This is a genomic window from Acinetobacter sp. COS3 (genome assembly GCF_000475335.1).
GTDB lineage: Bacteria > Pseudomonadota > Gammaproteobacteria > Pseudomonadales > Moraxellaceae > Acinetobacter > Acinetobacter venetianus.
This window is the reverse complement of record NZ_AXCD01000080.1, coordinates 1-16,120: the sequence shown is the minus strand read 5'-3', so window position 1 is coordinate 16,120 and position 16,120 is coordinate 1. Positions and strand designations below refer to the sequence as shown.

Annotated in this window: 15 protein-coding genes and 1 pseudogene; all 16 read right to left on the bottom strand. The window is 42.3% G+C overall.

Annotated elements, in window-relative coordinates; genetic code table 11:
- Nucleotides 1-27: 27 nt before the first annotated feature.
- Complete coding sequence (locus IO68_RS33170) at nucleotides 28-1,401, bottom strand: nucleobase:cation symporter-2 family protein (RefSeq protein ID WP_004880293.1); 1,374 nt, start codon at nucleotides 1,399-1,401, stop codon at nucleotides 28-30.
- Nucleotides 1,402-1,453: 52 nt separating this feature from the next.
- The gene (uraH, locus tag IO68_RS33165; protein WP_004880295.1) at nucleotides 1,454-1,789 is read right to left on the bottom strand and encodes a hydroxyisourate hydrolase; all 336 of its coding nucleotides are present in this window, start codon (nucleotides 1,787-1,789) and stop codon (nucleotides 1,454-1,456) included.
- Nucleotides 1,789-2,289: a 2-oxo-4-hydroxy-4-carboxy-5-ureidoimidazoline decarboxylase gene (uraD, locus tag IO68_RS33160; protein ID WP_023014368.1), complete on the bottom strand. Its 501-nt coding sequence runs from the start codon at nucleotides 2,287-2,289 to the stop codon at nucleotides 1,789-1,791. Before uraD ends, uraH begins: the two co-directional genes overlap by 1 nt.
- Nucleotides 2,290-2,491: 202 nt before the next feature.
- The gene (locus tag IO68_RS33155; protein ID WP_023014367.1) at nucleotides 2,492-4,915 is read right to left on the bottom strand and encodes a glucose/quinate/shikimate family membrane-bound PQQ-dependent dehydrogenase; all 2,424 of its coding nucleotides are present in this window, start codon (nucleotides 4,913-4,915) and stop codon (nucleotides 2,492-2,494) included.
- A gap of 16 nt (nucleotides 4,916-4,931) precedes the next feature.
- The gene (locus IO68_RS33150) at nucleotides 4,932-6,260 is read right to left on the bottom strand and encodes a carbohydrate porin (RefSeq protein ID WP_023014366.1); all 1,329 of its coding nucleotides are present in this window, start codon (nucleotides 6,258-6,260) and stop codon (nucleotides 4,932-4,934) included.
- A 19-nt stretch (nucleotides 6,261-6,279) separates the two neighbouring features.
- The gene (locus tag IO68_RS33145; protein ID WP_023014365.1) at nucleotides 6,280-7,740 is read right to left on the bottom strand and encodes a nitrous oxide reductase family maturation protein NosD; all 1,461 of its coding nucleotides are present in this window, start codon (nucleotides 7,738-7,740) and stop codon (nucleotides 6,280-6,282) included.
- A gap of 20 nt (nucleotides 7,741-7,760) precedes the next feature.
- The gene (gene aroD, locus IO68_RS33140) at nucleotides 7,761-8,594 is read right to left on the bottom strand and encodes a type I 3-dehydroquinate dehydratase (protein WP_161626795.1); all 834 of its coding nucleotides are present in this window, start codon (nucleotides 8,592-8,594) and stop codon (nucleotides 7,761-7,763) included.
- A 68-nt stretch (nucleotides 8,595-8,662) separates the two neighbouring features.
- Nucleotides 8,663-9,292: a protocatechuate 3,4-dioxygenase subunit alpha gene (gene pcaG, locus IO68_RS33135; RefSeq protein ID WP_023014363.1), complete on the bottom strand. Its 630-nt coding sequence runs from the start codon at nucleotides 9,290-9,292 to the stop codon at nucleotides 8,663-8,665.
- A 12-nt stretch (nucleotides 9,293-9,304) separates the two neighbouring features.
- Nucleotides 9,305-10,030, bottom strand: coding sequence for a protocatechuate 3,4-dioxygenase subunit beta (gene pcaH, locus IO68_RS33130; RefSeq protein WP_023014362.1), 726 nt, complete (start codon nucleotides 10,028-10,030; stop codon nucleotides 9,305-9,307).
- 10 nt (nucleotides 10,031-10,040) lie between these two features.
- Complete coding sequence (pcaC, locus tag IO68_RS33125) at nucleotides 10,041-10,454, bottom strand: 4-carboxymuconolactone decarboxylase (RefSeq protein ID WP_023014361.1); 414 nt, start codon at nucleotides 10,452-10,454, stop codon at nucleotides 10,041-10,043.
- 31 nt (nucleotides 10,455-10,485) lie between these two features.
- A pseudogene (locus tag IO68_RS33120) lies at nucleotides 10,486-11,837 on the bottom strand (MFS transporter).
- Between the two features lie 41 nt (nucleotides 11,838-11,878).
- Complete coding sequence (gene pcaD / locus IO68_RS33115; RefSeq protein WP_023014360.1) at nucleotides 11,879-12,664, bottom strand: 3-oxoadipate enol-lactonase; 786 nt, start codon at nucleotides 12,662-12,664, stop codon at nucleotides 11,879-11,881.
- Entirely contained in the window at nucleotides 12,661-14,016 is a 1,356-nt protein-coding gene (gene pcaB, locus IO68_RS33110) for a 3-carboxy-cis,cis-muconate cycloisomerase (protein WP_023014359.1), read from the bottom strand. The genes pcaD and pcaB overlap by 4 nt, the downstream gene beginning before the upstream one ends.
- An 8-nt stretch (nucleotides 14,017-14,024) precedes the next feature.
- Nucleotides 14,025-15,233 carry a 3-oxoadipyl-CoA thiolase gene (gene pcaF / locus IO68_RS33105; protein ID WP_023014358.1) on the bottom strand — a complete coding sequence of 403 codons (1,209 nt, stop codon included), beginning with the start codon at nucleotides 15,231-15,233 and terminating at the stop codon, nucleotides 14,025-14,027.
- 106 nt (nucleotides 15,234-15,339) lie between these two features.
- Nucleotides 15,340-15,993 carry a 3-oxoacid CoA-transferase subunit B gene (locus tag IO68_RS33100; protein ID WP_023014357.1) on the bottom strand — a complete coding sequence of 218 codons (654 nt, stop codon included), beginning with the start codon at nucleotides 15,991-15,993 and terminating at the stop codon, nucleotides 15,340-15,342.
- Between the two features lie 10 nt (nucleotides 15,994-16,003).
- Nucleotides 16,004-16,120 (bottom strand): CoA-transferase (locus tag IO68_RS33770; protein WP_023014356.1); only part of this gene is annotated, 117 nt, incomplete at its 5' end.

The following is a 16,120-nucleotide window of genomic DNA, read 5'->3' as shown; positions in this document are numbered from 1 at the left end:
TAAAAACTGAGGTCGTTAAGGTTGAAATTAATGACCTGAATTTACAGGTAATGTTGCAACTTCCGAAGACTTCTTGGTAAACGGTAAGTGGTTAAACACAATATTTAAGAAAATTGCGGTGAGGCAAGCGGAGCTAATGCCTGAATGAAGAAGTGTTTGTACCCAAATCGGAAACTGTGCATAGAACTCATGATTTACGATTGGAATCATCCCGATAGCCAACGAAGTCGCCACAATAATTAAGTTCTTGTGGTCGTTGTAATCAACTTTCGCCAAAGTACGAATACCACTCGCCGCCACTGTGCCAAATAATACGATTCCAGCGCCACCTAACACGGGCATTGGTATCGAAGCCACTAAACGACCTACGATTGGCAATAATCCCAACACGATTAAGATTCCACCTGCAGTTGCAACTACAAAACGACTTTTGATGCCTGTAATCGCAACCAGCCCTACATTTTGGGCAAATGCGGTTTGCATAAATGAACCAAAGATCGGTGAAACTGCACTCGACAACATATCTGCACGCAAACCATCGCCGATACGTTTTGAATCAACTTTAGTGCCCACGATCTCTCCGATCGCAATAATATCCGCTGTTGTTTCCGTCATGATGACTAAAGTCACGATAGTCATAGATAGAATTGCAGAGAATTCAAAAACTGGAGAACCAAAATGGAAAAAGCTAGGTAAAGCAAAAATAGAACCTGATGCAACTTTTGAAAAATCTGCAAAGCCAGCGAAATAAGCCAGAATCGTACCCAATACGATAGCAATTAAAATTGCCAGTCGACGTAGAATTTGGCTGCGTAACATACTAAAGATGATCACGATTGCCAAAGTCATAACAGCAAGTCCGACATTTGCTGGATCGCCCCAGTTTTCTGCCTTTGGATTTCCCCCCATAATCCAACGAATCGCTACAGGTGTAAGCGATATACCGATCATGGTAATCACACAACCCGTCACTACTGGCGGAAAGAATCGAATGATTTTGGCAAAAAAAGGAGTTAGAAATAATCCGATAATCGAAGCCACAATGACTGCACCAAATGCAGATGGTAACCCACCACCCGTACTGACAATGGCAAGAATCGTGGCAACCCCTGCAAACGAGACACCTTGCACAATGGGTAATTTCGCCCCGAAATGTTTAAAACCAATGGTTTGTAAAACTGTGGCAATTCCCCCGACGAACAGTGCTGCAGCAACTAATAATGCGATTTCCGAACCGTCTAAACCTGCGGCTGCACCAATAATCAGTGGTGGAGCGATAATTCCGCCATACATGGTCAGCACATGTTGCAAACCATAGATGATATTTTTGTTCATCCCCAAATATTGATGTTCTGCTGAAACATCCATATCGACATCACTGTGCACTTTGTCTTGATGCATGAAGTTATTCCTCAAATAAGATTAATCATGTCTACATCGGTTAATTTCTAAATTAGCTGCCACGGTAGGTTGAATAAGAAAAAGGGCTGATTAATAGCGGTACGTGATAATGTTGTTGTATATCAAGTACTTTAAAATCAATGCACACTCTCGGATAAAAACTCTCTGTATTTAACGATTGAAAATAGTCTGAAATTTCAAAAATCAGCTGGTAATTCCCTTGCGTAAAAGACTCAAACTCAAATGCTTTAATACGTCCATCAGCATCCGTCTGTTGCTCATCAGATAGCACGTATTGTTGCTCTACTTCTCGAAATAATTTGACAGTAACTCCAACTGCTGGTTTTCCGAGTGAAGCATTTAGAATGTGCGTACTAATACCAGCCATTATTGAATCTCCTGTTTTAAACGAATAAGTGCAATCTCAGCCAATTGTTGCTGAACTTCTTGCTGTTCCTGCACCACACTATTGTTTAAACGGCGTTGTAACTCAGCTAACATTTCTGCGCCAGTTCGCCCTGCCGCACGAATTAAAAATATATGTCCAAATTTAGATTCGTAATCTAAATTGCCCTGATACAGTGCTTGTTGAAGGTCTTCATCTGCCCCAAGTTGTCCTTGCTCTTTGGCTGAAAAGCGCTGTTCTTTTTCAGACAATGCACTCGCTGCTTTTTTCTCACCGATCCGAGGGTGCTGTGCTAAAGCATTTGCTATCTCAGACCATTGCCATGTTTGAGCTTGAACTTTGGCAGTCTGATACAATGCATCACGAGTCGAATACGGACGATGTTGAACTAAATGCTCAATCCATGAATGAATATGGACACATGGGCTTAATGCCGCTTCGGCATGCGCTGTATCCAATTGATTGAATTGTTCCAAGTCCATTTTTGCTCCAATTTATTGCATTGTCTGACTGGTCTGACCAGATGTATTTATGTTAAGCAATGAATATGCCAATTTTCTAGTTTGGTTTCATCTTTTTGATTATCGATTATGAGATTTTATAAAATACATGACTTGCATGATTTAAATAAAAAAGCCTGCAAAAGTAAGCTTTTGCAGGCTTTAGAACGGATCAATTAAACACTTAGTTTAAGCTATAAGCAATCACATAATCACCATGATCTGGCGATTGACGTGCACCACCAGCGGTAATCAATACATATTGCTTCCCTGATTTAGGGGAAACATAACTAATCGGTGTAGCTTGGCTACCCACGGGTAAACGAGACTTCCATAAGACTTTACCTGTAGACGAATCTAAGGCACGTAAATAGTAATCTTGTGTCGCAGCAAAGAAGACTAAACCACCTTGCGTTGCCATCGGCCCACCGATCGTTGGCATCCCAATTGGTGCTTTAAGCCCCATTTTGATTCCCATTGGACCAGTATCTTCTACAGTACCCATTGGAACTTGCCATGCAATTTGACGCGTTTTCATATCGATTGCAGTCATTGTTCCATACGGCGGTTTTTGACATGGAATATTCAACTTAGACCAGAAGCGATCTTTGTTAACTTTATATGGTGTACCTTTCATTGGTACTGCACCCATACCTGTATTCACTTTCTCACCACCATTGGCTTCAAGCGCTAAATCTTCAGGTGTCTGTTCAATTAACTGAATCCATAAACCTAAACGCATGTCATTCACAAACATGTATTGATGACTTGGATCAAACGCAATACTGCCCCAATTCATACCACCCAAGGAGCCTGGGAAACTCAAAGATTTGTCTTTGCCAGGTGCTGTATATAAGCCTTCGTAACGCATCGATTTAAAATTGATACGACACATCAGCTGATCAAAAGGTGTCGCACCCCACATATCAGACTCAGTCAAGGCTGCATTACCAATTTGTGGCATTTCAACTGATCGAGGTTGCGTTGGGCTATATTGTTCACCTTCGATGTCCGCTGGCTTGACAGGTTGTTCAATCACTTTTGTCAAAGGCTGACCTGTTAAGCGGTCTAAGACAAAGAATTGACCTGATTTAGTTCCAATTATAACAGCAGGTTTATTGCTGCCATCTTTCATCGGGAAGTTCACCAAACTTGGCTGCATCGGTAAATCAAAATCCCATAAGTCATTATGAACCGTTTGATAAACCCATTTTTCTTTACCTGTTGTCGCATCTAAAGCTAAAACAGATGAATTGTATTTATGATCTAAAGGCTGACGATTGCCGCCCCAAACATCGACAGATGAGCTACCCATTGGTAAAAACACGGTATTCATTTGCGGATCATATGACATCGCTGCCCAAGAGTTCGCCGAACTACGTTTGTATGTTTCGCCTTCTTTAAGCATGTAATTTGGATCAGGATTTCGTGGATCAAACACCCAACGTAATTCACCTGTAATGACATCATATGCACGAATCACTCCACCCGGCATATCTGCTGCGAAGTTATCTGCAATTCGGCTTCCAACGACGAGCACTGTTCCCGCAATCGTTGGCGCTGAAGTTACTTCAAAACGTGGCGCTTTGGTACCCTCGCCTAAACCTTTGAGTAAGTCCACCGTACCGTTTACACCGAAGTCTTTGCAACGTTCACCTGTATCCGCATTTACTGCAATTAATCGCCCATCTGGTGTATTGGTATACACACGCCTTAAACATGCTGTATCTGTTGCAACCGTTTTAACGGGTGTCGCACCAGCTAATATTGGCTGAACTAAAGGTTGAGTCGAATCAAAATAAGCAACACCACGACAACGTTCCCACGCATCCGCTTTTGAATTAACTTCTGCTTTCCACAATTGCTTGCCAGAGTCAGCCTCTAAAGCAAAAATATTGTTATGTGGTGTACACAAGAAAATCTTATTGCCGACTTGTAAAGGTGTCATTTGATCTTCTGCACCATTACCGGTACCCGTCGTAAAATCACCTGTACGAAAACGCCATACTTCTTTTAACTGATGAACATTATCTCGAGTAATTTGATCTAAAGCAGCAAAGCGACTACCACCCGAATCCTGTCCATAATGCTGCCAATTGGTTTGCTTCATATCTGTTTTAACAGGAACTAATGGTAGCTCCTGACCTGAAGCCGAAACTGTCGCATGAGGTTGGAACATTTGGTAGAGACCGACGCACATGCCTAGAACAGTCAGCATACCAAAGCCATAAGCAGCTAAATCAGCACTCGGTTGAATTTGATAACGACGAATCGAAGGTAATGTAAACATCAACGCCGCAAATAAACCCGCTGGGAACATCAAACGTGAAAATAAGGGCCAAAACTCCCAACCCGCATCAAGAAGTGACCAAATAATCGTACCGATGAACACTAAGCTGAATAGCCAAACGCCAACTGCTTTCTTTTTAAAAATGAAAATTGCTGATACTAAAGTGAATACACCAGAGATCACGAAATACCATGATCCCCCTAAAGCAACTAACTTAGCGCCACCGACTGTAAAAAACAGTCCTGTGAGCAGTAATACTAAGCCTAAAATCAGACACCATATCTTCAGTATGGTATGTGAGCTTGTAGATTCAGACATACTTCATACTCCTATATTAGAAATTCACTCGCATGCTCAATCCAGCAACCCAAGCATCATCTACCTCTTTTACACCCGCGGGTTGATGAATATATTGTAGGTTTGGTCTTAACATAACTGCTGGTGACCATTGATAGCTATAGTTCAGCTCAACATTGAGTTCATCTCGTTGAACTGGGACATAATCTGTTGCGAATGCATCATATTCGTCATAACCACGACTCGTATTCGTTGCGATTTGACGATCTTTATAACGGTCATTGACTAAATAATTGGCAATACCAAAACCAATCGAATCATGTGGACGACTATCAAAAGCCCCTTTGTACCAAAGTGCGAGTTGCTGAGTGCTTTGAACTGCCGTAGTGGCTTTATCATTCACAACGACATTAAAACTGGCGTATAAACCGCGTTTTGCATCGTCGCCTTTCTGCGTGAGTTGCTGCTGAGTATTCAACCAAAAACTATGCTTGCCATCATGGACTTTATCGGTCGTCGCAATATCATTTGCTTCAGCAGTCGAATACAACGCACCAACCTTATATTCTCCCGGCAAACCATTAAATATCGTAAGTTTAGGTCGCCACGCCAGTTCTACTGGAATCGTTGCGCCTTTCACGTTATCCATATCCAAATTAAAACCGTCACTGTCTTTTTCGGTTTTTACATTGTCAGGATTTACTTCATAGACACCGACTCCAAGCGTCCATTCAGGGGAAAACTGATACTTGATATTGGTTCCCCAAATCCCTACAGGCCAGTTGTACCAAATAGATCCTATTGATTTTCCAAGCTGACCACCGCATAGCAGTAGATTTTGGAATTCACATTGCGAACTATTAAAGTCATCAGACATGCCCATACGTCCAATCTTGAATTGAACCGTATTATCAGCAAAACCTTTTTTTACCCATGCTTGGGTTAAACGCCAGATTTTGCCTCGACCATAAATTTCTTGTGAGTTACCTAATGCACTTGAGCGTGGGTCTTTAATCTGCTCAAGAGTTAGCGCATTACCATCACGTTTTGTAATGACAATATTGGCTGTTGTATCTTTCCATCCTGCAATTTTTTCTAAATCAAAATTTGCACCTAGCGCTAACTGTGCTGCATTTTTAAATGTGTTGGTATCGTTATATCCGCCATCTAGATTGGTCGCCCCTTGGCTCATAATCGATGCAGTAAACTTATAACCGTCTTGTTCAAGTTGTTGGCGTTGACTATTCCAATCACCAAGTAGCCATTGACGATCTTGTGACCACGGTTCATTTGCAAAGCTGCTTTGCGCTGTACAGATAGCAACTGCCAAGCAGCTTAATTTAATCAATAACTTATTTGAGTTCATAAAAAGCCTCCGTGCTTTCTTATTTCATTTTTAGCGCTGTACTAAGTTCAGATGTTGCACCGAGTTGATCCGTTACATTTGCAGTTAGAGATGCTACTTTTGTTGTTGGTTTCCATGAAACATTCGCTTCGCCTTGTGCATTGGTCGCAGCAACGATTGAACCTAAGTAAATCTCTGCTTCATTTGAACTCGTTAAACGATTGCCAAATAATTCAACTTGATAGCGCTGGTTTGCTTGCCCTATTACAACCACATTCACTTGTCCTTTTGAGAAACTCAATTTCGGTGCTTGAATTGCTTGGTTGGGCTGCGCATTACAGCCTTGCTCATTTGGCTGTTGGCAAGTTTTCTGTAAATTTGCAGGATCAATCTTCACACCATGCCCACGAGAACCCACAAAATGCGCATGTTCTAAGCCCGGAACATCAAAAACTATCGCGCCTAAACGTTGATTTGGAACACAACTCCCACCTGCCTCACAGCGTTTAATATCTTTGGCGTTATCCCAAATTAGATTTTTAGTCAGTGTGATATGTGCATTTGCATCTTTTTCTGAACGAATGGCGATTCCTATACGATTGCCATGCACTTTGTTGCTATCCAAAATATTGCCATCACCCGTCAAGTTAAAACCATTTGAGTTATTGGTGAGTTCGTTGTAGGCGATATAGTTACGTTTACCCCAGTTGATTTGTAAACCATCTGAATAATTCTCAAATTTATTGCCAACCACAGCATTATCATTCCCCCAAAGAATTTCTATGCCTTGTGACGGCTCTGGGTTTGCTGAAGTTGAAATAAAATGATTATTTGCGACTAAGTTAAATGCCGCGCCACGCGTTAACTCAAGCCCATCACCATTGTCTTGGAAATAGTTATCGAGCACTTTATTGTTATTGGTCGTCGTTGCAGTTGGATTGCCTTTGCCATCATCACCCGTCAGCATTACTCCTGCACCACCATAGTTATGCATAATGCGGTTGTTTTGAATGACGTTATTACTCGCACGATTCATCAAAATGCCAATACAGAAATGACGAATCTCTAAACCCTGGATAGTTACGCCATTAATGTCACGTAAAACAATTCCCGGTAAAGTTGTCGTTCTAACATTAGTACCAAATTGCCCTGCAACTGCTCCTGGACAAGCTTCTACTCCTGTGCCTTTAATATAGTTTGAACCATCAATCGCGATATGCTCACCAGTTTTGGCCCACTGTGTACCAATAATTTTTACTGGTGCTTTAATTTCTGGAAGCGGACTATTGACCTTAATTGCATAAGGTGCTTTTCCTACCGCTTGGATCAAAATTTCACTGCTTACAGTCGGCTGAGTATTTGCCTGCTCTATCGCCCAACGTAATGAGCCTTTTTCAGCATCATCTTGATAACGATCAACCACATACGTTTCTGCTGTAGCCAAACTAGATATAGCCAAACCCATCGCTAAAGTACTTAAACGTAAAGAAATCAATTTCATGTCTAACAAATCCTTTTCAATTATTGTGTCGGTTGAACCGTTTTTAAAAACTGCTTTAGTTGAGTTACATCAATTTGACCTGGTGCTGAAGCTTCACCAATCATGCCAAAACTAAAGCTACCGCCCATATTTGCTGTTGCAATTCGGGAAATCGTTCCAAGTCTTCCCATTGACATTGTGAGCAGTGGTTTCTTGGACAACTCACTCACTTTTAAAGTTGCATTCATCAAAGTGAAGACATCTTGTTTGCTTTGTGGCATGACTGCGATTTTTAAAATATCTGCCCCAAGTTCATCTTGTTTTAATAAACGTTTAACGATCTCATCTTCACTTGGCGTTTTTTGGAAATCATGATTCGACATGACGATCAGTACATTTTTATCATGCGCCAATTTCACGATATTTTTGACAATCTGTTGGTCACGAAACATTTCAACATCCAACATGTCCATAAAAGGATGTTTTAAATAAGCTTGGTAAGTTTTTCCATAGTCAACATCGCTAATCGTGAGCTTGCCACCTTCGTTATGCGTACGAATCGTCGCAATCATAGGCTTATTGCCTAGAATCTGTTTTAGCTCCTGACCCAATGCAATCACTTGTTTAGTTTCATTCGCAAAATCAAGTAAATCGATACGAAACTCAGCCAAATCTACATCTGGATTTGCCGCAATCACTTTTGCTTGTGCCAAAGCCTGATCTTTAGTTTTCGCTGTGATCGGTACAATTGTTTTAACAGGTGATTTCACCAACTCAGCCAATTGAACTGGACTATGCGTATTTTCTTGTGCCTGTACCATTTGAACCGCAAAAAAAGGGCTTACAAGCAGCGTAAACGCTGCCAGTGTTTTCATTTTCATCTTCATCATCCTTAATGGATGCCCGTCTTTCCCAAGACAAAGCAATCTTTCGTTATTAACTCTTAAATATCAAAAAACACAGTTTCATCTTCACTTTGAATACGAATATCAAAGCGGTAAACAATTTCACCATCTGCTTCTGTGCGTTTTGCAATCAGTGTTTGGCGACGTGTGGCCCACTCGATGCTGTTTAAAATAGGATCGTTTGCATTTGCATCTGCTTCATCTTCAAAATAAATACGCGTATGCAAACCAATATTGATGCCACGGGCAAATAAAGCCACTGCGATATGCGGTGCTTGGATCGTACCTTTACGTCCTGAAACTGAACCCGGTTTTACGGTGTTAAAACTCCAGAAACCAGTTTCAAAATTTGCACCTGTGCGTCCCCATCCATGAAAATTTGGATCAGCAGTTTTTGCTTGTGTATCAGCCTGACTTGGATAAACCCCATTGGCATCTGCTTGCCAGATTTCCAGTAATACATCTCTTAATGGCAAACCAAGCCCGTCAAACACTTGACCTTCAAGACGAATACGCTCGCCCTGAGTTTGCTCATTTACCAACTGATTATTGAAGTTATGTTCAAAGACTTCGATATTGGCTTGTTGAGGTAATAAACCGATATGAACATAAGGACCACCTGTCTGAGATGGTGTTTCTTTAAGTTCCTGAAAATTCCACGCGTTCATTCTGTCACTCCATTAAGTCAAATCATTTTCAAAATAAGTCGCACGACGACCACGAAGATGAATATCAAAGCGGTAGCAACGGCTATCTGATTCAATGAAATTATTTTTGTCTTCCAACGCGATCAAAGCACGACGTTGATCCTCAGATGGAATGGTTTTTAAAATTGGGCATGAGTCAATTAAGGTATCGCCTTCAAAATAGAACTGCGAAATCAAACGTTGTGCCCAACCATCAGCTATAAGAGAAAAATGGATATGTGCAGGACGCCATTCATTGATACGGTTACGCCAAGGATATGGGCCGGGCTTAATGGTACGGAAAATATAGAAACCATTTTCATCAGTTAAAGTACGACCACACCCACCAAAGTTAGGGTCCATTGCACCAATAAACTTGTCATTTGGATGACGATAGCGACCCGATGCATTGGCCTGCCAAACTTCTAATAAGGCATTTTTTACAGGGCGACCAAACTGATCACGCACGTAGCCATGAACGATGATCCGCTCACCAATCGGCAGTCCTTCTTTGGCATAATTCAAAATCAAATCATTGTCTTTAGGCCCAAAAATACTCGGCTCAAAATGCGGTGAAGTCACCTCAGTCAATGTTTCATTAATCGAAATCAATGCATTCTTTGGCGAGCGTAATACACTGGTTTTATAGCCCGGTGTATATGCTGGCGGATGATCCTCTGTATCGCGTTGCGGATATGCACCCAATGTGTGATGTAACATGACGGTCTCCTTAATCTTTTGCTTGTACTGAAACGGGTTGCACATCTATTCCAAGCTCTTTGAACACTTCTTCAGCCATATGCATGGCCGCATTTGCGGCTGGTAAACCTGCATACAATGAACTATGTAAAATCAGTTCTTTAAGCTCATCCTTGGTCACCCCGTTGTTAAAACAAGCACGTAAATGCATTCTCAATTCATCTTCTCGTCCCAAGGCCAATAAAATGGCAATGGTGACTAAACTACGGGTGTGCCGTGGTAAACCTTCACGTGACCACACTTCCCCCCAAGCGAAACGACTAATAAAATTCTGGAAATCTTGATTAAAATCATTCAGGTTCTCTAAAGAACGACCGACATGTTTTTCACCAAGTACTTCTGTACGGACTTTAAGTCCTTGTTGATAACGCTGCTCATCATTCATTGGCGTTGTCCTGATATCGAGAGATTTAATGTTAGGTTGCATCTGTATGAGCAACTAAAGATTTCACAAAGATCGCGACCGCAGCTGCTGTTGCAGGGATCATTAAGAGGCTTAAAATCGCGGTAAATGACCAATCATTACCTAATAAAACTGCGCCAATCCAAGCCCCAAATACTGCTCCAAAGCGACCAATACCTGTCATCCATGCCACGCCTGTTGCACGGCATTGAGTAGGATAAAAGCGAGCACTTAAGGCAGGCATAGACGATTGCGCACCATTGATTGCAATACCTGCGCACAATACGAGAATGGCCAATAATGTTGGATTGCTAAGACTTTGCCCACCGCCACTGCAAACAATCCAGCAATAAAATAGAAACCTGAAATAATGCGATTTGGATTAAAGCGATCCATTGCCCAACCAATAAACAAGGCACTCAACACGCCACCAAATTGGAATAAGCCACCAATAAATGCTGCACGCTCCATAGTCGCACCTGTTTCACGCATCAACGTTGGCAACCAACTGGTGAGTAAGTAAATCACCACTAATCCCATGAAATAAGTTGACCACAACAAAACTGTGCCTTTGGCATATTGCTTAGAAAACAGCATGCCAAATACATTTTTCTTTTCTGCAACAGCAGATTGCTCTTCTGGAATATGGAAGCTTTCAGCACGCTGTACTTTTTCAGGTGCAATATGATTCAGAATGTTGCGTACTTTCTGAGAGTCTTTACCTTTGACGATTAGGAAACGATATGATTCTGGCAAAAGTACAATCACCAATATCATGAGGATTAATGGAGAAACTCCCCCGACCAAAAATAGGCTGTGCCATCCAAATGTTGGAATTAACCAACTGCTAATGAAGCCACCAATCGCCATGCCAAGGTTATAACCACAGAACATACAAGTGACGAGCAAAGAACGGATTCGTTGCGGGCAATACTCTGAGAATAATGTGGTTGCATTTGGCATTGCAGCGCCTAAACCAATACCTGTTAAGAAGCGCAATACAACTAAACTATTCAGATCAGTTGCAAAAGCAGATGCCAAAGTAAAACCACCAAAGATCAACATTGAAATCGTTAAAACGATTTTGCGACCAAAACGATCCGCAGTTGGGCCTGAAACCAATGCACCAATGATCATCCCACCCAGCGCCGCACTCATTACAGGACCGAGTTGAGAACGATCAATTCCCCAATCCTGTGCTAATGCTGGTGCAATAAAACCCATCGCAGCAGTATCGATTCCATCTACAAATACAATGAGAAAACAAATAATTGCAATCATCCATTGATACTTGCTTACTGGTGCATCATTAATCAGTGCTTGTGCATCCATACTGTTTTTTGGGGCAGCAAATTCCTGTGCCATAGTTGCCTCCTTGTAGGCGAATTCCTTTCTAACCTTTGCGGTTATATTTTTTGAATAAACTTAGCCAATGCCTGATTGAAAACTTGGGGTTGTTCAATATTGGACAAATGAGACGCTGCCAAGATTTCAAGTTGACTGTTTGCAATAGACTGATGCATGAACTCTGCATCATGAACCGTAGTAACAGGATCAAATTGACCTGCGATAATTAAAGTTGGGATTTGAATCAAGCTCAGCTTTGATTGCACATCTGCATTTGCCAATGCTCTACAAGAGTTGGCATATCCCTGTGCTGGTGTAACCGCTAAGCTCTGAATTGTTTTTTGAGCCAGAACATCATGTACATAATCAAAATGTTCACTAAACCAACGGGTATGTGTCGTTTTCACGATGTCTGCTAGACCTGTTTGTTCAACACTATCTGCCCGCATATTCCATGCGTCGGCTGTACCAATTTTGGCAGCAGAGTTCGCAACGGTAATACTATGAAAACGCTCAGCATGATGGATCGCTAATTCAAGCGCTGTGATGCCACCCATTGAAATTCCACAAAAATGGGCTTTTTGAATTGTTAAGGCATCTAAAATATCCACCACATCTTCAGCAAGATTTTGCAAAGTTGTATCGACAATTACATCGCTGTCACCATGCCCACGCGTATCATAAGTAATGACTTGATAATGCTCAGCAAAAGCTGCAACTTGCGCTTGCCACATCCCATGATCAGTACCCAAAGAATTTGAGAACATGAGTACAGGTGCGTCTTTCAAACCCGATGTTTGAACAGCCAATTGATGGCCTTGACGATTGCTTATTTTGATCATCATGCCGAATCTCCTTGTGCTGCTTTTAGAACCGCATCAATTTGCGCCTGAATATTTCCGAGGTAAGTTTCAGGTTTGAAAATCTCATTCAGTTCACTTGGACTCAAATGTACGTTGACTTCATCCATCTCGGATAATGTGATTTTTAAATGCTGTTGCTGATTAACGGCTTGCTGACAAGCTTGCTCAACTAGCTGGTGCGCATTCAATCGCCCGATTTTAGTTGCAAGTGCCATCATCACCGCTTCAGCCATAATCAATCCATTGGTACATTCAAGGTTGCACTGCATGGCATCAGGATTGACTTGCATATTTTCAAGCACGTCAGTAGTCCGCTCTAATGCGCCTGCACATAACTGAAAAATTTCTGGAATCGCCAACCATTCCGCGTGCCAAGCACCTAGAGCTCGCTCATGCTCTTGCACCATACTTTGATAAACACTAGCCATTAATGCTGGTAAGCGATTTGCAGCTGCAAGAACTGAAGCTGCTGCAACAGGATTTCGTTTGTGAGGCATTGTCGATGAACCACCACGCCCTTTCGCTGTCGGCTCATATATTTCTGCAATTTCTGTTTGCATCAGCAATGACCAATCTTTAGCCATTTTTCCTGTATTACCAACAATGATTGCGAGCGTGGCAGCCATTTCAGTTATACGATCACGCTCACCGTGCCACGTACATTCAGGAACAGTTAGATTTAACTCAGCTGCAAAAGCTTGAACGACTGCCGAGCCTTGATTTCCTAAAGAAGCCAAAGAACCTACTGCACCACCTAACTGAGCTGTTAGAACTCTAGATTTCATAGCTTGTAAGCGATCTAAATCACGTTTAAATGCTGCTGCCCAACGCGCAAATTTATGACCCAAAGTAATAGGTAATGCCTGCTGCAACCATGTACGTCCGATCATGACTTGATTACGATATTGCTGTGCCTGTTTAATCGAAATGCGATAAGCAAATTGCAATTGCTTTTCGATCAATAGCAATGCATCACGGCACTGCAAAATCATCGCTGTATCAATAATATCTTGGCTAGTCGCACCCCAATGCACATATCGAGAAGCATCTTGATCTTGTTGTTTTACGATTGCTGTAAATTGCTTCACAAAAGGAATTGCAATATTTCCAGCCAAACCTGACGCAACGGCTAAATCATCAAAATCAATAGCTTCTAATGCATTTTGTGCAACTTGCTCGATGATCGTTGCAGCAGATATGGGAATGACTTCAACCTGCGCCTGAGCTTTTGCTAAAGCAACTTCAACTTGAATCATGTAGTTCAACAAAGCACGATCACTAAAAATGTCCGTGGCTTCAGGCTGATAAAACAAGCTGGCATATAACTGGCTCATATCAAACCTCACTCAACACGTTGAATAATCAGCGCAATGCCTTGACCCACACCAATACACATTGAACACAATGCGTACTGTCCTTGAATCTGTTCAAGCTGGTTCAATGCGGTGGTGACTAAGCGTGCGCCTGACGCACCCAAAGGATGACCTAAAGCAATCGCACCACCATTCGGATTGATACGTGCATCATCATCAGCTAAACCTAAATCACGAGTTACCGCTAATGCCTGAGCTGCAAAGGCTTCGTTTAACTCAATCACATCCATCTGCTCTAATGTCAGATTGGTCTGTTGCAGTAATTTCTTAATTGCAGGTGCAGTTGCAAATCCCATAATGCGTGGTTCAACACCCACCGTTGTTGCAGCAATAATTTTGGCGCGTGGTTTCAGTTGATAGTGAGCAACCGCTTCATCTGAGGCGATCAAGAGTGCTGCTGCACCATCATTAATCCCTGATGCATTACCTGCTGTCACTGTGCCATCTGCTTTTACCACACCTTTGAGTTTAGTTAAGGCTTCAATCGTGGTTGATGCACGCGGATGTTCATCGCTATCCACCACAATCGCATCACCCTTACGCTGAGGAATAGTGACGGGCACGATCTCTTGTTTAAAAAAGCCTTTGGCTTGCGCTGCTGCAGTACGTTGTTGGCTCACCAAGGCAAACTGGTCTTGATCGGCACGATTGATATTGAATTGTTCTGCCACGTTTTCAGCCGTTTGTGGCATGGTGTCTATACCATACATTTGTTTGAGTTTTGGATTGATAAAACGCCATCCCATGGTGGTGTCTTCAATCTTTTGACTACGTCCAAATGAACTCTCTGATTTACCCATCACGTATGGGGCACGGCTCATACTTTCCACACCACCAGCAATGATCAGGTCAGCTTCATTGGCTTTGATCGCACGCGCAGCCATGGCAATCGCATCCAGTGATGAACCACATAAACGGTTCACTGTAGTAGCAGGCACTTGATAAGGTAAGCCTGCTAATAATGCTGACATACGCCCCACATTACGGTTGTCTTCACCCGCCTGATTGGCACAGCCGTAAATCACATCATCTACTTGTTGCCAATCGACACTTGGATTACGTTGCATCAAGGCCTGAAGTGGAATCGCTCCAAGGTCATCTGCACGTATAGGCGCTAAACCACCTGCATAACGACCAAATGGAGTACGAATGGCATCAATGATATAAGCGTTTTTCATGTGTTTTTCCTTAAAAATCTCCCCTAACCCCTCTTTGTAAAGAGGGGGAACTCCACCCTTTGTTAAAGGGTGAGGAACGATTAAAGTTCCGCACGGGAGAGATTCATTATCCCTGTGTGGCATCAATCAATTGAGCACCTGTCAAAGCCTGTAGCTCTTCAAAGCTCAGACCATCCACTTTTTCAATTACCTTTAAACCGTCTGTAGTCACATCAATCACACACAGATCGGTATAAATACGATCGACACATTTCAATCCTGTTGCTGGATAGCTGAGTTCTTCAACGATTTTTGGCTCACCTTGTTTGGTGACATGATCAGTCGTGATAAACACTTTCTTTGCACCGACGGCTAAATCCATTGCACCACCTACAGCAGGAATGGCATCGGCTGCACCTGTATGCCAATTGGCAAGATCTCCGTTGGCTGCAACTTGAAATGCACCGAGTACTGCAATATCCAAATGTCCACCACGCATCATGGCAAATGAATCGCCATGATGGAAAAAGCACCCACCAGTCAGCATAGTCACGTATTCCTTACCTGCATTAATCAGTTCAGGATCTTCTTCACCTTTGGCTGGAGGGGGGCCAAAGGCCAACAAACCATTTTCAGAATGCAGAAACACATCTTTATCGGCAGGTAAGTATTTTGAAATCTTGGTCGGTAAACCAATGCCTAAATTGACATAAGCCCCATCTGGAATATCTTGTGCAACACGTTCAGCAATCTGATCACGGTTGAGTTTTTGATAGCTCATGTTGTTCTCCTTATGCTGATACAGGTGACGTGGCTTCAACGGCAACTACATGTTGGACAAAGATGCCTGGGGTAATAATGTGTTCAGGATCAAGCTGACCCAGTTCCACCACTTCAGAGACTTGAGC

What these genes read in the sequence shown, in the direction of transcription:
- IO68_RS33170 (WP_004880293.1), bottom strand. Translation starts at nt 1,401, where the DNA reads ATGCATCAAGACAAAGTGCACAGTGATGTCGATATGGATGTTTCAGCA.
- uraH (WP_004880295.1), bottom strand. Translation starts at nt 1,789, where the DNA reads ATGGCTGGTATTAGTACGCACATTCTAAATGCTTCACTCGGAAAACCA.
- uraD (WP_023014368.1), bottom strand. Translation starts at nt 2,289, where the DNA reads ATGGACTTGGAACAATTCAATCAATTGGATACAGCGCATGCCGAAGCG.
- IO68_RS33155 (WP_023014367.1), bottom strand. Translation starts at nt 4,915, where the DNA reads ATGTCTGAATCTACAAGCTCACATACCATACTGAAGATATGGTGTCTG.
- IO68_RS33150 (WP_023014366.1), bottom strand. Translation starts at nt 6,260, where the DNA reads ATGAACTCAAATAAGTTATTGATTAAATTAAGCTGCTTGGCAGTTGCT.
- IO68_RS33145 (WP_023014365.1), bottom strand. Translation starts at nt 7,740, where the DNA reads ATGAAATTGATTTCTTTACGTTTAAGTACTTTAGCGATGGGTTTGGCT.
- aroD (WP_161626795.1), bottom strand. Translation starts at nt 8,594, where the DNA reads ATGAAAACACTGGCAGCGTTTACGCTGCTTGTAAGCCCTTTTTTTGCG.
- pcaG (WP_023014363.1), bottom strand. Translation starts at nt 9,292, where the DNA reads ATGAACGCGTGGAATTTTCAGGAACTTAAAGAAACACCATCTCAGACA.
- pcaH (WP_023014362.1), bottom strand. Translation starts at nt 10,030, where the DNA reads ATGTTACATCACACATTGGGTGCATATCCGCAACGCGATACAGAGGAT.
- pcaC (WP_023014361.1), bottom strand. Translation starts at nt 10,454, where the DNA reads ATGAATGATGAGCAGCGTTATCAACAAGGACTTAAAGTCCGTACAGAA.
- pcaD (WP_023014360.1), bottom strand. Translation starts at nt 12,664, where the DNA reads ATGATGATCAAAATAAGCAATCGTCAAGGCCATCAATTGGCTGTTCAA.
- pcaB (WP_023014359.1), bottom strand. Translation starts at nt 14,016, where the DNA reads ATGAGCCAGTTATATGCCAGCTTGTTTTATCAGCCTGAAGCCACGGAC.
- pcaF (WP_023014358.1), bottom strand. Translation starts at nt 15,233, where the DNA reads ATGAAAAACGCTTATATCATTGATGCCATTCGTACTCCATTTGGTCGT.
- IO68_RS33100 (WP_023014357.1), bottom strand. Translation starts at nt 15,993, where the DNA reads ATGAGCTATCAAAAACTCAACCGTGATCAGATTGCTGAACGTGTTGCA.